Genomic DNA, 14994 nt, shown 5'->3' with positions numbered 1-14994 from the left:
CCCTGTCATCTTGGTCATTTCTCGTTCATCAAGAAACGGCCCACAGCCCGCGCTATCCCCGCTCCATCCAGTGACAGAGCCTTCTTCAGGGCCTTCTCCGAACCCGGCCTGCAGAACCCATCCACGACACCGAGCCTTCGGAGGCGAGCACCTATGCCCTGTTCGCACAGGAACTCCGCAACGGCGCTCCCCAGCCCGCCGACGATGCTGTGTTCCTCCACCGTCACCACTTTCGGTATCCGGGCAGCCAGCTCACCGATGAGACCCTCGTCCAACGGTCTCACCGTGGACATCTTTACCACCGAAGCGCTCAAGCCTTGCTCCCTGAGAAGACGCGCTGCCTCCATGCTTTCGTACACCGCAGCGCCGCACGCCACGATGAGCACGTCATCTCCCTCCGCGAGGACTTCACCCTGTCCTATCACGAAAGGCCTGTCCGGAACGGGCAGGGCCGGCTCCCCCTGCCTACCACGCAAACGAATGTAGACCGGTCCGCGATACTCGAACATGGCTCGAGTGGCGCAAAACGCCTCGTTGCCGTCTGCGGGATCGATTATCACGATGTTGGGCAGAGCTCGTATGGCAGCCATGTCTTCCAGGGCTAAGTGGGTGTAGCCCGACCAGCCTGCTGAGAAGCCTGTGTCGGTGCCCACGATCTTCACGTCCAGCTTCTCAGCGGCGATGTCCACTCTGATCTGCTCCAAGGCCCTGAAAGCCAGGAAACTGGCGTAAGCCGTTATCACCGGGGTCTTCCCAGCAAGCGCCAAACCCGCGGCCGTGCCCACCATGGTCTGCTCGGCAATGCCCACGTTGAAACTCCTGCCGGGAAACTCCTTGACGAACCCGCCGAACCGGGACTCAGAGTCAGCGCTTACCACGACTATACCAGCATTCGCTCGCCCCGCCTCGATGAGTGCCGCTATGAAGGCGCTCCTCGTCGACTCATACTCACCAGCCATCCTAGAGCACCTCCAATTGCAAGTCGGGCTCCAGCTCGCTGTACTGTTCCGGTGTGAGCGCCTTGTAGTGCCACTCCACCTTGTTCTCCGCTACCTTCAGCCCCTTGCCTTTGATCGTCTTGGCTACGACCGCTGTGGGTTTCGCGTTTTGCGGGCGAACGCTCTCGAGCGCTTCCAAGAGCGCCCGGACGTCATGTCCATCAACTGTTTTCACGTCCCACCCGAACGCCTCCCATTTCCTTTCCAGGGGCTCGAGACGGCTGATCTCCTCGGTAAAGCCCCCGAGTTGCAGACCGTTCCTGTCAACGATCACTGTGAGATTGCCTGCCTCGTGGCGAGCGGCAGCCATGGCCGCCTCCCAATTGCTCCCCTCTTCGAGCTCTCCATCGCCCACCAGCACGAACACGCGATACGCGAGCCCGTCCAGACGAGCGGCCAGCGCCATGCCCAGACCCAGCGCGATCCCGTGGCCAAGGGACCCCGTGTTCGCTTCCACGCCGGGCAGACACCTTTCCGGATGGCCCGCTAACATGGTGCCGTACTCGGAGCAGAAACTCGAGAGCAGTCGCCTTTCGAAATAGCCGGTCTCGCACAAGACGGAGTATAGAGCTAGGCACCCGTGACCTTTGCTGAGAATGAACCTGTCCCTCTCGGGCCATGTAGGGTTCTTGGGGTCGTGCCTCATGACCCCTCCGTACAGAACGGCCACGATATCCGCAGCGGAAAGCGCCGGGGCCAGGTGTCCGCAACCCGCTTTCGTGCTCATCCATATGGCGTCTCGCCTTATGTTCCGAGCGAGCGCCTCGATTGAGTGGGTTTTCGACATGTCGCTAGCGCCCACAGCCTCTCTAGCTCCTTACGTTCCAGTCTCGTGACGTGCCCGCACGTCCCACATGCCTCGCAATGCCCCGCACGCCTCGCGCGTCTCATCTGTACCACTTGTAACGCAGCCGTGAGGCGGCCGCCGGGAGACGCCCGTCGGCAAGCGGGCCGAGCCCCCCGGCGCACGCCATCATGTGCTCCATTGCCCGCGCCTGCACACGCGCGCTGTCACGAGCGCTCCGTGCCCGTCTCCGAGTGCCCGCGTCCGCATGCGCGATTCTACGTGCCCGCTCCTGCGTGCGCGGGCGCGCGTGCGGGCGCGCGTGCGAGCGCGGGTGCGCGCGCGTCGGCGGAGGCGTGTGCAGGCGCCGAAGCGCGTGTGAGCAAGCGCAAGCACCTCAGCTGGACAAGACTCCTATCCTTCCAACACCTTCTTGACATACGAGGCCAGATCGTCCATAGCGCCGGAAAACTGCCGGTAAGTAGTGACGAACGGCTCTATCGTCTCGAAGTCCTCTTCGCGTATGCCGTCCTCGGCGTACGCCTGGGCGAAATAAGGAGCTTGGAGGATCTGCTCCATCACACTGTCGGGTATCTCGTTCCGGCTCAAGTCGGTCTCAATCGGACGATCGGCATACAACAGCATGAACGACTGGATGAGTTCAGGATTCATGGTGTATACGAGATCCCGGCCGACGACCCCTTCTATGTGCCATATCCGCTGCTGTCCGTCGACCGTCGGTCCGACCCTGCTCGAGGCGATGAGGAGTTTGCACGGGTAGCCTCCCTCCGCAATCAGCTGGCAAGCCTTTCGTGCCACAGCGATTCCCGACCACCTCTTCAGCTCATCGGTAAGTTGAATGCCTTTCTGGGCCGCTTGCTCCCGGAAGATGGCGGCGTCTTCGAACCTTCCGATCATGAGGGTGATCACCGCACGCCACTTGTCGTAGCGGATACCCGATTTCTCGCCGAGTTCCTTTCCTTCCTTCACGGCACGCGCGACCGCCATTATCTGTGGAAGGGTGAACGAGAGCGTGGCGTTGATCGGAACCCCCATCGAGGTAAGGATGCGCATGGCCGCAACACCCGCACGGGAGGCCGGAACCTTTATCATGACGTTGGGCGCGAGCCTCCATAGCTCGAGGCCTTGACGGACCATCTCCGCAGTGTCTTTGCAGAGCGCGGGATCCACTTGGGCACACACGAACCCGAACCGGTAACCGGAACCCTCGAAGAGAGGAAGGTACCGCCGCGCTCCCTTCTGGGAGGCCGCCTTGTACGCTTCCCACGCAACCTCGCGATAGCCCAGGGAAGGATGGTTTCGACGGGCTTCCTTTATGATCGATATTCCTTCGTCCTTGACGTATTCGAACGCCGCCTTGGTCAGCGGAGGATTCGTGGTCACTCCCCTAAATACCCAGTCGTTCGGGCTCGCTCCCTCGTCCCACATAGCTTTCAGCTGTTCGGAGAGCTGCCCTCTCTGGTCTTCCGGCACCGCTGCGAGGAACTTCGCGCACCAAGCCTCGTATATCAGCGGATTCGAGTCCCACCACAACTCCATACCCTTGCCATCCCTGGCAAGTCGCTCCATAGCGCCTCGTTTCCTACTGCCAGCCAACGGAATCTCCTCCTCAACCAACCTTTAGGTTTGTATGACCGCGCTAACCCGGTGAACTCACCAGGAACGGTGCCTAAACTCGGCCGCGCACATGGACACGCACCCAAGTCGATGCTTCCCATACATGTTGTTATAACATCATATAAGTCTGGTACTATGTATTCGCGGCTGAGTCCCGTTATCCTTCTTCCCAAGTAGAAAAAGAGACTCCCCATCCTCTCCCATGGCTGACCAACCCTCACGCGGAGCCCGGGTCCGACCACGCTTTAGGCGCGGCCGAGCGAGCCGCGTTCGAGGCGTACTCTGACAGGCCGCATATGAGGTGCGTCTTTGCGGCCACACGTGCCACGTTCGAAACTTGTCCGACAGGGTCAAGTTTGAGACTTGTCCGACCGGGCGCAGGCAGGGACGCCGCCAGGGACGCCATGAAGACGCCCGGAGACAAAGAAGCCCGAAGCTGTGCCATGTAAGAAGCACGCATCGGGTTCTTCGTTCGGACGACAGACTAAGATGAAGAAGAAGACAAAGCTACTCGACTGCCTCGACATCCGTCCGCGAGCGAGTGCTGTTCATGACCATTGCTACTTGTAGTGCTTCACGTGGTAATCCACGACGCTGCCGTCCGCCGTCGAGACCGTCCCCGTGATTCTGAGGATCGGCGTCCCCACCGGCACCTCAAGCAGCCGCGCTTCGTAATCCGCCGCCTCAATCATCTCGAATTCTCGGATCGCCTTCTTGATGCGCAGCCCGTATTTCGCCTCGAGCGCCCCGTACAGGGAGCCAACCGCAACGTCCTGTCGGGAGAGGGTCGGACACAAGCGACACGGGATGTACGATAGGTTCAGCGCCACGACCCTGTCATCAGCGAAACGGCGCCGCTCGACACGAAACACCTTGTCCCCCGGGGACAACACGAGGCGGCGAGCGAGGTCCTCAGTCGCGGGGACAACGGAGAAATCCAGGATCTCCGTTCCTGGGTGAAAGCCCTTTTCGATCAGATCTTCCGTCAAGCTCGTGAGCATCGTCACGCTGGACGAGTGCCTCGGCGGCGCGATGAAGGCGCCGAGACCTTTTTGCCGAATGACCAAGCCGTCGCGCACGAGCTCGTCCACGGCACGGCGCACCGTGATTCTACTCACGTTGAACTGCTCGACTAGTTCCGCCTCCGAGGGTAAACGCTCCCTGGGTAGCCATTTGTGCGAGGTGATGTTGTCCCGCATGGCATTGTACACCTGAACGTAAAGCGGAATGTTACTTAGCCTGTCAATCATCCCCATACCCCTACATTCTCAAGGCTGTTTAAGACCCCGTGATAGTAATGAGACCTCGCAATCACATGGGTACGCAAGTCCTCCGCATAGCACTGGAGATATCGTTATTATAATATCATATAACTCGTGCAGTCTCCTTCTGTTCGTTCGAGAGAACTGGCGATTCTCCTGCTTGCTCTGGGGAAATTCGTCAAGAGATGGCGCGTGACGTCGCGGCCCACAGATGCCCTCGTGGAACGCGCAGAGGCACTCCAGCATGAATGGGACGCGTACTGCTGCGCACCGCCCAGTAGAGGCGTCATCAGCCTCTCTTTCCTCGTTTCCCTTGGGATCTCCCCCGCTCGCCCGCAAGAGGCGGCTCGAGAAGGTCCGCGAGGCCTTCTCGCAGCTCAATGGGGATTACCGCGACCTTGTGCCGGCGCCCCTCGATAACGGCTCGTCCTACGAACACCAAGGCCTTGAGCCGAAGCCTTCCCAGAGTGGATCGAGGTGGGCTTTCGTCCCACCAGAACCCGTCGCCCTCCATGGAGCCGAACCGCCGAGTGAGGGTCGAGAGGTCGGCCCAGCCTCCCCTATCGAGGACATGACGAAGAGCCTCCCTTTCATCCTGTTCCAGCCGCGACACGGTCTCCTCCATGTGGCGTCGGTCCACGAGCCGTCGTCCGAGGGCTTCCGCCCGCTCCTTCTTGCGCCCTAGAGATGCCGGATCGATCCCGTGCTCTTTGCAGGCGGCACTCACCCATCTCGCAGGCACCCCACGCATAGCCTGGGACAGGTTTACATTCAGGGAAACGGGCTTGTCTTCCTGATCCTCACGCCAGGACTCCGCAAGAGCGGCCACGATCTGGCTTGGCGTTGTCATCAGGTGTTCAAGGCGGCTTATCTCGTCTTCGAGCAGTCTGAGTTTGTCACGGAGCTCGCCTGGGAGATCGCGGCGGTCTATCCGGCCGGCGTGCTCCTTGGCGCGCTCGAGGTCGCCGAGCTGAAGGTACAGCGCTGCAAGGTTGAAGAGCACAGCGGGATCGTGGGGGGCGATCTCCATCAGAGTGAGGAGAAAGTCCTCGGCTTCGTCCAACCTGTCCTTGCGCCTCAGAAGGTTGGCCAGCATCAGGATCGCGGGCGGGTAGAAGTCGCCTTGCTCAATCAAGGGCTCTAGTCTCTCTATAGCCTCATCGACTTTCCCCGCGTCGCGGAGACGCCTCGCTTCCTCCAAGATCTCGTCCATCCTCCTGTCGGGCTGCTCCGCAACCTTGAGGCTCTGGATGAATAGATTCGTTGTCTTGCCGCCCACCACGGCTTCGATGGGCTCTCCCTCCTTGTAAACACCAAGCTCCACAAGCACGTTCGCGGCTGCGAGCTTCATTTCCCTGCCGAGTCCGCGCGCCGAGAGGACGCGTTTTGCCAGGTCCTGTCCCCAATCTCCGCCGTGGTAGATGAGCAAGCGCAGCTGCGCGGCACAGCGCCGTTTGCTCTCTTCATCAGCGGACTCGCCAAGGATGTATCCCAGCGCGATCATACGGGACCAGCCTTGCTGCGCCAATCTACGGAGGTCGTCATCTGTCTCGCGTCCCTTGATTTGACGCAGCTTGGGGACGTGGTATTCCAGAGGGAACTGCGGCACAAGTCCCGCGTTTGCGGCGTCGGCCACGATCACGTATAGGTCCGCAAAGCCCCACGCTGGCCGCGGCAGTCTTCTCCAGTGGGACGCTGCCCTCGAGAACCGGCCGAGATTGAAAGCGGCAACCCCGGCCAGGAAGCGGTCCTCGGGATGCGTGTGGTACCCCTCCCACTTGCGATACAGGTCCAGGACTTGGCGGTGATTCCCCAGGTCGCCAGCGGCTCTCTTGACGATCACGGTGTACTCACGCCATGACCGCCCGCTAACCAAGCCTTCGGGCACCACGGTTTCCAGCCCCATCTCAAAGTCGGATATCGCCTTCGCGAGTTGCTCCTCCGCATCGCCGCGGCGCCCCAATGCCGCGAGGGCTTGCGCAGCGAGGGCGTGCGCGAAGGGATTCGGCAGGTCCGCCTCGAGGTTGGGCTTGAGGACCATCAGGGCTCCCTCGGGGTCTCCTTGTCGAAAGCGGGACATCGCCAGGTTATTGCGGAAAACCGGACTTGGGTTCATCTTCACCAGCTTCTTGAATATCCTTTCAGCCTCCTCGAATTCATCCATGTCCAAGTGTCGCATGCCCTTTAGCCGCAAGGCTTCGATCTCCTCGAAACGACTCATGTCTGAAACGCCCATGCCCGACTCTCCTCACAAGACAAGTGTGCTCTTGGACACCCTGACGGTGTTCCTGCCACATTCCGACTGTATCTTGACCGCATCTTGATCGCGGCCCTTTGGGTTGTTGGGGTGAAAGGCAGCCGTAGACCGACTGCGGGCTCACCAAAAGCGGACCGAATTGGCGTGCCGCCGATGACAGCATACCATAGCGAGTGCGAGACAGGAAGAGGCGGCGGCCCTAAGAGGCGGCGTTATGGAGATCGCTCACTTGGTGGCTGTTGATGAGCTGACAGGTCCTCGACCTTCTCCTCAGGCTTTCCTTCTGTCTACTCAGGTCGAACGCGAGGTCGTCCACCCTTCTCTTGTCAGACTCCCGTGGGTGAACGAGTAAAGCGATTCGGTCTGCCGAGGAGTTCGGCAGGACCGAAACGTCAAGGCTCCCGTAGACCTCTCGTCGACGCGGCACGGGACAGTGCGGTGCGTGAGCGCGCTGCCCGTCGTCGCTAGGGCATGTTCGATGCGCCGGATCTGCGGGGTATCGGCTCAGAGAGTGTTAGGCACTGCGCAGCTCCGTACAGCCTTCACGAAAGCGGCAGCTCGCTCCCCTATCACATCGAAGCGCTTCTCAGTCACCAGCTGTCGGTCAACGAGCTCCGAGCCCACGCCTACTGCTACGCAACCCGCCTTGAGGAACTCTGCGGCGTTCGATTGGGTGACGCCTCCGACGGCCACCATTTCTATGTGGGGGAATGGTCCTCTGAGATCCTTGACGTAGCCTGGGCCGAGACGACCCGCAGGAAAGATCTTGACGAGTGAGGCACCGAGTTCCCAGGCTGTGAGCACTTCACTGGGTGTCAGCACTCCTGGTATCGTGAGAACACCGTACCTGTGACACATCTCCAGCATCTTCGCGTTCAACGACGGAGAAATGATGAAAGACGCCCCCGCGAGCATGGCGGATCTCGCTGTCTCACTGTCAAGCACCGTTCCGGAACCGATTGCTACATCCCGGCCTCCATATCTTGCCAGCCAAGCGACCATGTCAAGAGCCTGCGAAGTATTCATCGTCACTTCGATGGCGCGCACACCCGCCGCCTTCAGAGCGTCTGTCACCCCTGCGAGACCCTCAGCAGGTATGCCGCGGATTATCGCCACTATCCCGGTTTCCTTGATCAGCGCAAGAGTCTCCTCCCGGTTCATGGAGCGTCAATCGCCCCTTTCAGTGCAGCGTCTATCGTTGTGGCAAGCGTGGCGCGCTGTGTCGCGCTGCTCCCACTTACGATCTTCATAGACCTCCGGATTGACCACGTACCGAGTCTTCCTTCCTTCCAGGACATCTACAACGTTAGTGGCAGCCAGGATGCCCATGTTGTCCACCGACTCGCGCGTGTATCCCCCGATATGTGAGGTTACAAGGACGTTATCAAGCGTGATGAGCGGGTTGCCAAAGGGGGGTTCGTGCGAAAACACGTCAAGCGCAGCACCCGCGATGCGCTTCTCCTTGAGGGCCGCGTACAAGGCTTCTTCGTCGACCACTCCTCCGCGCGAGGCGTTGATCAGGAACGCGGTCGGCTTCATCAACGAGAGCTCTCGGGCGCCAATCAGGTGCCGGGTCTGTTGCGTGAGGGGAGTATGGAGCGTCACGAAATCGGAGCACCCGAGCAACGTGTTCAGCGGCACATAGCTTACACCATAGTCTCGCGCAAAGCGGTCGTCCCTCACAGGGTCGTAGGCGAGGGTCGTCACATCAAACCCCGCCAGACGCCTAACCACCGCCTTACCAACCCGTCCGAGGCCGACCACGCCGACATTCTTGCCAGCCATGTCCATGCCAAGGATCCGTGTCCACTTTCCCTGCCTTACCATGTCGACTGTGGGGCAGATATGCCTGGCCAAGGAAATCATCAGCCCCACCGCAAGGTCAGCCACAGCTTCGTCGTTGACCCCCGGTGTGTTCGTTACCACTACACCTCTAGCTGTGGCCGCTCGTATGTCGATGTTGTCCACCCCGGCGCCGTAGCGCGATATCACCTTGAGCCTGGGAGCGCTCTCGATCACCGACCCACTCACCTGGTCGTTTCCCACGATGATCGCGTCTGCTTGAGAAACCATGCCTGACAGCTCATCGCTGTCGAGAGGACGGTCTATGGAACTCGACACTACCTCGCATCCAGCGCTCGTGAGTATTTCGGCCGGTCTGGAGCTCACCTGACCGAAGGACCGAGCGGTAACGATCACTTTCCATTTCCCCATGCCAATGAGCACCTTCTTGCTGCCAGATCGTCTCAAGCCATGAGGCTGAGGCCGGTTTCCACGGAGAACACTCGTATGCGCTCAGTTTTCGGCCTGATGGCCACGGGACTTCCCTCATCAGGCCTCATGGCTCCGGGTTCGAGAACCATGTGAATCTTCTCTCCATCCAGTCCGATCGTAACGACAACCTCATCCCCCAAGTCTTCTACCAGTTGCGTCGTTCCGAAGAACACACCGTTGGACTCGCCGCCGTCAGAGTCGCAGATCTCGAGGTCCTCCGGTCGGACTCCCAACACGACTGCATCACCGTTTCGTGTGCCGTCCGCCAAGCGAGCGCTCTCCGGAAACGTAACCGAGAAGCCCTCCCCTCTCAGGAGAATACGCCCACCATCGACATACAGCTCACACGGCAAGAGATTCATCGGCGGCTCACCGATGAAACCCGCTACGAACTGTGTCTTGGGCGCTTCGTACAGCTCGACAGGGTCGCTCACTTGTTCCAGCTTGCCCTCGTTCATGACGGCCACCCTATCTGCCATGGCGAGCGCCTCTACTTGGTCGTGTGTGACCATTATCATCGTGGTCTTAATCTCCTGGTGAAGCCTTTTGAGAAACGTCCTCATCCTTGCCCGTTGTCTGGCGTCCAAATGAGAGAGGGGCTCATCAAGGAGAAACACTACCGGCTCTCTGACGAGGGCGCGAGCGAGCCCGACCCTCTGCTTCTGGCCATCAGACAGCTTGGAGGGCTTCATGTCAGCGATGTGCTCGATCTCGAGAGCCTCGAGAAGCGTCTGGACACGTCTCTTGATCTCGGACTTGCTGTACCCGCGGGCTACGAGAGGAAACGCGATGTTGTCTCGAACGGTGAGCGACGGGTACAAGGCGTAGTGCTCAAACGCCATTGCCACGTTTCGTTCAGCTGGCCGCATTCTTGTCACTTGCCTATCGTTGAAGTAGATGTCACCTGCAGACACCTCCTCGAGTCCCGCGACCATCCTCAGAGTGGAAGTCTTTCCGCAGCCGGATGGGCCCAAGAGAGCCATGAACTCTCCGTCCTGGATCTCTAGGGAGAGGCCTTTGACAGCCTGCGTCTTGCCATACGTTTTCCAAACGCCCTCAAATCTGACTTGCGCCATCTCGGTCACCCGCTTTGCGAAGAGAAGTTCGTTGTGTCAGGTCGCGTCCAGACATAACCGCGGCCTAGCTCGCAGAATCGAGGTCAAACAACACGGCACGGTCCATGTCAGGCACCAGCCAAACGGTCTGGTCCATATCGAAGCGGCTCTCTCTGCCCACTATGGCTTGAACGAGCATGCCGTTTACGGAACATGTCAGGATGACCCTTCGGCCAATCACCTCTGTAACGTACACCTTGCCTCTAAGGCAAGGTCCTCCGGGGAAGGCGTCGCGAACTTCCAGGTGTTGGGCTCTTATCCCCAACGTCACACCCCGCGGCACCTGCCGGTCGCCGTCACGGCACCTAGACCAGACCGACTCAGGCAGAGCCAGCTCCTGTTCGCCCACTCTCAAGGTCGTTCTCCCGTCCTGGACGGCCAGAACACCGTCGATCAGGTTCATCGGAGGGTCTCCTACGAAATCGGCCACGAACCGCGTGGCAGGCCTTGCGTATATCTCCTTTGGAAAGCCGATCTGCACCACTTGACCGGAGTTCAGGACAAGCACCCGATCAGCCATGGCTAGAGCTTCCCTGTAATCGTGCGTAACATAGATTATCGTCGACCTGAGCTGACGGCACATCTGGGTGAGCTCTCCCCGCATCCTGTGCCTCAGCTTGGCATCGAGGTGCGCTATCGGTTCGTCGAGAAGGTATACCCGTGCCGGTTTCACGAGTGCGCGCCCGAGTGCGACCCTTTGCTTCTGTCCGCCGCTCAGTTGACCGGGATATCTATCCAACAGGTGCCCTATCTGAAGCGCATCCGCTATCTCGCTGATTCTCGCGTTACGGTCATCCTGCGACCATTTGAGCACACGCAAGGAACTCCCCAGGTTCTCACGGACCGTCAGGTGGGGATAGAGGAGGTAGTCCTCGAAAACCATCGCAACCTGACGCTCCTCGGGAGCCCACCGCGTCGCGCAAACGTCGTCGAGATACACGTCCCCGGCGGTAGGGGTTTCCACTCCAGCTATTATCCGTAAGAGCGTCGTCTTCCCCGCACCCGATGGACCCAGCACTGCGAACAGCTCCTGGTCATTCACAGTGAATGAGACATCCTGTAGGGCAACGACGTGCCTGAACCGCTTGGTGAGATTTCTTATTTCTATCTTGGCCACCGCTATGTACCCCCATGGACCTAACTTCAAGGTCGCCCGATGCGCCGGCAATCGACCCAATCAGCACTCCCCTACGATGGAACTCATCAGCTCGATCACTTCCGCGACGCCCCCGCCTTCGGACGACCGAAAGCCAGTACCCCCAGGAAGGCGCCTATAGCAACGATCGTTCCGAACCACATGGGAAGAAACCTTTCCACGAACTTCAGCCAAAACAGGCACACGAAAACGAACGTCACGACCCCCCAGAATATCCGATCACTTGTGCTCATGCGAGTCCCTCCTCAGCCCTTCACAGCGCCAAACGTAAGCCCTCTCACTATGTACTTCTGGAGGAATAGAGTGAATATGAACATGGGAGCCACGGCCGTGGTCGCAGCGGCGCACATCGGGCCCCAGAGTATTCCGCGTTGAGTCCAGAACCCCGAAACACCAACGGTCGCCGTGGTCGCCACAGATCGCGTGAGCAAGAACGCGAACAGAAACTCGTTCCAGCTGAACAGAAGACAGAAAATGGCGGTCACTGCGAGACCAGGCGCCACCAGAGGTACGACCACTTTCCAGAGCGCCTGGAGAGGAGTATGGCCGTCGATCCGGGCCGAATCCTCAAGGCCGACCGGAACGTCACTTATGAATCCCATGAGGAGCCAGATGGCGAACGGCAAATTGAACATCGTGTAACAGAGGATGAGACCGAGTCTCGTATCGATGAGGTGCAGTGACCGGAAAATGAGGAAGTACGGTATCACCACCGCGATAGGCGGGAACATTCTCGTTGAAAGGATGAAGAACGTCAGCTGGCCGCGCCCGACGTCGTACCTGGCGAACGAGTACGCAGCCAGAAAACCGAGGACGCATACAGCCGCCGTGGAACAGACCGAGACGATCAGGCTGTTTATGAGGTATCGCCCAAACTCGCTGTTCTCAATCAAGTACGCGTAGTTCTCGAATGTTGGCGAGAATAGGATCTTCGGCCGCGGCGTGAGGATGTCCAGCGGCTGCTTGAATGAAGTAGCAACCATCCAGTACACGGGGAACACAAACATTAGAGAAACGGCAAAGATAGCAACCGTGGCAATGACATTGATCCTTGGTCTGCTCGCAAGCAGGCTCGGAGGCATGGGTCACCGCTCCTTCCCGACCGCTTTCTCCATAGCTCGTATCGTGAGAGAGCTGATGATCATCATTCCATACAGAAAGAGGAGTGCAATGACCGCAGAATAACTGGTGTCCCAGTAGGCGAACGCGTTTCGGTAGAGGTACCAACTGAGGGTTTCCGTGGCAGTGCCGGGGCCGCCGCGCGTCAGGGCGTAAATCGGGTCGTAAAGGCGAACGGCATCTATGACTCTCAAGAGGAACACGAAGACCCACAGAGGAGCCATCATCGGTGCGATTAATGACTTGAAAACGAGCCACTTGGGAGCCCCGTCTACTTGGGCGGCTTCAAATGGTTCCTTGGAGAGGGCGTGAAGGCCGGCAGATACTACGAAGGCCACGAAGGGCGTCCATTGCCAGACGTCAAACAATATGATCCCGTACATCGCAATGGATGGTTCGCCAAGCCAGTTCCTCCTGGCGAGCCCGACCTTCTGCACAAGGAAGTTGATGATCCCGAAGTCGGCATGGTACATGTATCTCCACACTAGGCCCATTGCGACAGGAGCGGCGGTGACAGGCAAGAGCATCAGCGTTCTCACCAACCCCCGTCCTCCGACAGGCTGAGCAAGCAAGAACGCAATGAGGGTTCCCAGAAGCATCTCCAAGAAGACCGCGATAAGGGTAAAGGACATGGTTCGCCCCAGCGACGACCAGAACATGGGATCGTTCAACGCCCTGCGGTAGTTTGCGAGACCGACAAACGAAGGCGCGCCCGGGTTTGTCAGCACCTGATTCATGAAACTGAGCCGCAGGGTATAAAGGAGAGGGAAGAGTGCAAAGAAGAATATGATCACCATCGCCGGAGCAAGTATGACGTAACGAAAGTACTTGCCACGAGTCAACTCGAACATCAGAGAACGTCTGGCACCGTGTGGGCGCACTAGCTCTTCGACGGCCACGACAAGCGTCCCCCCTCCTGGACCCCGGTGGTGGGCGGCTAGCCAAGCCCGCCCACCACCGGAACCGCCCGGTCACTTTGTCGCCTGTGAGTGGTAGAGTCTTATTCTCTCAGCCAGCGTGTCCATTGACTGCTTCGCTGTCATCTCGCCTGCCACCGCCGCGCAGAGGCACACGGACATTTCCCGATATATCTTGCCTGCAGCGGGCGAATTCAACCAGGGATGCTCCACATGGTTGTCGGCGTGGTACTTCAGAATGTCGGCCAGGACGGGGTAGTGCCCAGCGACGTCACGATGTTTCTGGACTTCAGGGTCGAGCAATACACTCATTAGGCAGGTCGTGCCTCCGCCGAGGGCGAACTTCCTCTGAGTCGCCGGTCCGGACAGGAACTTGAGGAACTCCCAGGCTTCCTTCTTCTGCCTAGAGTCGCGCGGAATCGACACCGAGAAGGATCCGATGAATGCCGTGTAGCCAGGTGCAGGCGCGCAGGCTATCACAGCTCCAGGAACGTTCTTCTCTGTCTTGACCGCGTTGGCCCACTGGTCTAGGAACATGCCCATGGTCATGGCGATCATACCCTGCTGCAGCTGCGCAATTACTTCATCATAGGATGACGTCAACGCTCCTGGAGGTGCAAACTTGAGGGTGTCGAGATAGTGCTGAGTAGCCTTAACGCCGATAGGGCTGTTGACAACGGGATTCATGTTCTTGTCCATGACTTCCCCGCCCATGGCCCAGAGAATGGCCTGCCATTCGTCCTGAATCTCGTCGAATCGACCTGCCATCATGCCGACACCGTAGAAGTCGCTTTTCAGCACTTGACCTTTGAGTGTCTGTCCCGCTTTGCGCGTGAAGAACTCCGCGATGTTCTTGTGTTGCTCCCACGTCTTCGGAACCGCCAGGTCGTATCCGTACTTCTTCTTGAAGGCTTCCCGCTCTCCTGGATCGTCAAAGAGATCCTTGCGGTAGAACATTCCAGCGGTAAACGTGTAGTATGGCAAAGCGTATACCCTGTCCTTGTATGAGCACGAGATCCTCACCAAAGCTGGGCTCACGTCGTTGATGTCGAACTCCGACTTAGGCGTCTGCGAAATGAAGCCGTCAAGAGGCTCGAGCCACCCTGCGTTGGCCCATTCGGCAAGCCACGTGCTCTCAACTGTCACGAGGTCGTATGCACCTGTGCGGCCTGCCATCTCGATGGCTTCCTTCTCGTACATCGTCGCGAGGTCTATCTGAACAACCTGGACGTCTACGCCCGTCTTCGCCTCGAATTCTTTCACGAGCTCGCTGGCCCAGTCAGTGTAAAAGCCTGCTATCGTCGCCCACTTCAGCGTCACGCGTGCCTGTGCCCCAACCGTCAACATTCCGAACACTGTCAGCATGGTGACCAGCAACACCACGCGTTTCAAGGCTCTCTTGGACACTTCTGCGTCCCCTCTTTCTTTCGTAGAATCGAATGCTCAAACGGTCAGGTCCGTCTCCATAGTCCCC

At 59.1% G+C, this 14994-nt stretch carries 13 protein-coding genes; all 13 read right to left on the bottom strand.

All coding sequences use genetic code 11. The annotated features are described in order from the left end of the window. Positions 1-14: 14 nt before the first annotated feature. The 13 genes from NUW12_01865 to NUW12_01805 all read right to left on the bottom strand — a co-directional run bounded on the left by NUW12_01865 (position 15) and on the right by NUW12_01805 (position 14927). Positions 15-959, bottom strand: a complete 945-nt coding sequence (locus NUW12_01865; GenBank protein MCR4401519.1) for a transketolase — start codon at positions 957-959, stop codon at positions 15-17. A 1-nt stretch (position 960) separates the two neighbouring features. Continuing rightward, complete coding sequence (locus NUW12_01860; GenBank protein MCR4401518.1) at positions 961-1785, bottom strand: transketolase; 825 nt, start codon at positions 1783-1785, stop codon at positions 961-963. A gap of 411 nt (positions 1786-2196) precedes the next feature. Further along, a complete protein-coding gene (locus NUW12_01855) occupies positions 2197-3399 on the bottom strand; it encodes a transaldolase family protein (protein ID MCR4401517.1) in 1203 nt (400 codons plus the stop codon). A 581-nt stretch (positions 3400-3980) separates the two neighbouring features. Next, positions 3981-4670 carry a GntR family transcriptional regulator gene (locus NUW12_01850; GenBank protein MCR4401516.1) on the bottom strand — a complete coding sequence of 230 codons (690 nt, stop codon included), beginning with the start codon at positions 4668-4670 and terminating at the stop codon, positions 3981-3983. A gap of 301 nt (positions 4671-4971) precedes the next feature. Beyond that, positions 4972-6918, bottom strand: a complete 1947-nt coding sequence (locus NUW12_01845) for a tetratricopeptide repeat protein (GenBank protein MCR4401515.1) — start codon at positions 6916-6918, stop codon at positions 4972-4974. Between the two features lie 525 nt (positions 6919-7443). Then, positions 7444-8100, bottom strand: a complete 657-nt coding sequence (gene eda, locus NUW12_01840; protein ID MCR4401514.1) for a bifunctional 4-hydroxy-2-oxoglutarate aldolase/2-dehydro-3-deoxy-phosphogluconate aldolase — start codon at positions 8098-8100, stop codon at positions 7444-7446. 6 nt (positions 8101-8106) lie between these two features. Then, positions 8107-9153, bottom strand: a complete 1047-nt coding sequence (locus NUW12_01835) for a phosphoglycerate dehydrogenase (protein MCR4401513.1) — start codon at positions 9151-9153, stop codon at positions 8107-8109. A 32-nt stretch (positions 9154-9185) separates the two neighbouring features. Further along, complete coding sequence (locus tag NUW12_01830; GenBank protein MCR4401512.1) at positions 9186-10289, bottom strand: ABC transporter ATP-binding protein; 1104 nt, start codon at positions 10287-10289, stop codon at positions 9186-9188. Positions 10290-10353: 64 nt separating this feature from the next. Beyond that, positions 10354-11445 (bottom strand): ABC transporter ATP-binding protein, encoded by a 1092-nt coding sequence (locus tag NUW12_01825; protein MCR4401511.1) that lies wholly within the window; start codon positions 11443-11445, stop codon positions 10354-10356. Between the two features lie 95 nt (positions 11446-11540). Next, positions 11541-11717: a hypothetical protein gene (locus NUW12_01820; GenBank protein MCR4401510.1), complete on the bottom strand. Its 177-nt coding sequence runs from the start codon at positions 11715-11717 to the stop codon at positions 11541-11543. Between the two features lie 12 nt (positions 11718-11729). Then, entirely contained in the window at positions 11730-12566 is an 837-nt protein-coding gene (locus tag NUW12_01815; GenBank protein MCR4401509.1) for a carbohydrate ABC transporter permease, read from the bottom strand. Positions 12567-12569: 3 nt separating this feature from the next. Then, entirely contained in the window at positions 12570-13502 is a 933-nt protein-coding gene (locus NUW12_01810) for a sugar ABC transporter permease (protein ID MCR4401508.1), read from the bottom strand. 72 nt (positions 13503-13574) lie between these two features. Beyond that, entirely contained in the window at positions 13575-14927 is a 1353-nt protein-coding gene (locus NUW12_01805) for an extracellular solute-binding protein (protein ID MCR4401507.1), read from the bottom strand. Between the last annotated feature and the right edge of the window lie 67 nt (positions 14928-14994).

The sequence above is a fragment of the Bacillota bacterium genome, from assembly GCA_024653485.1.
In the GTDB taxonomy this organism is placed as follows: domain Bacteria; phylum Bacillota; class SHA-98; order UBA4971; family UBA4971; genus UBA6256.
Note: the sequence above shows the minus strand (reverse complement) of the source record. Positions and strands in the feature narration are given on the sequence as shown.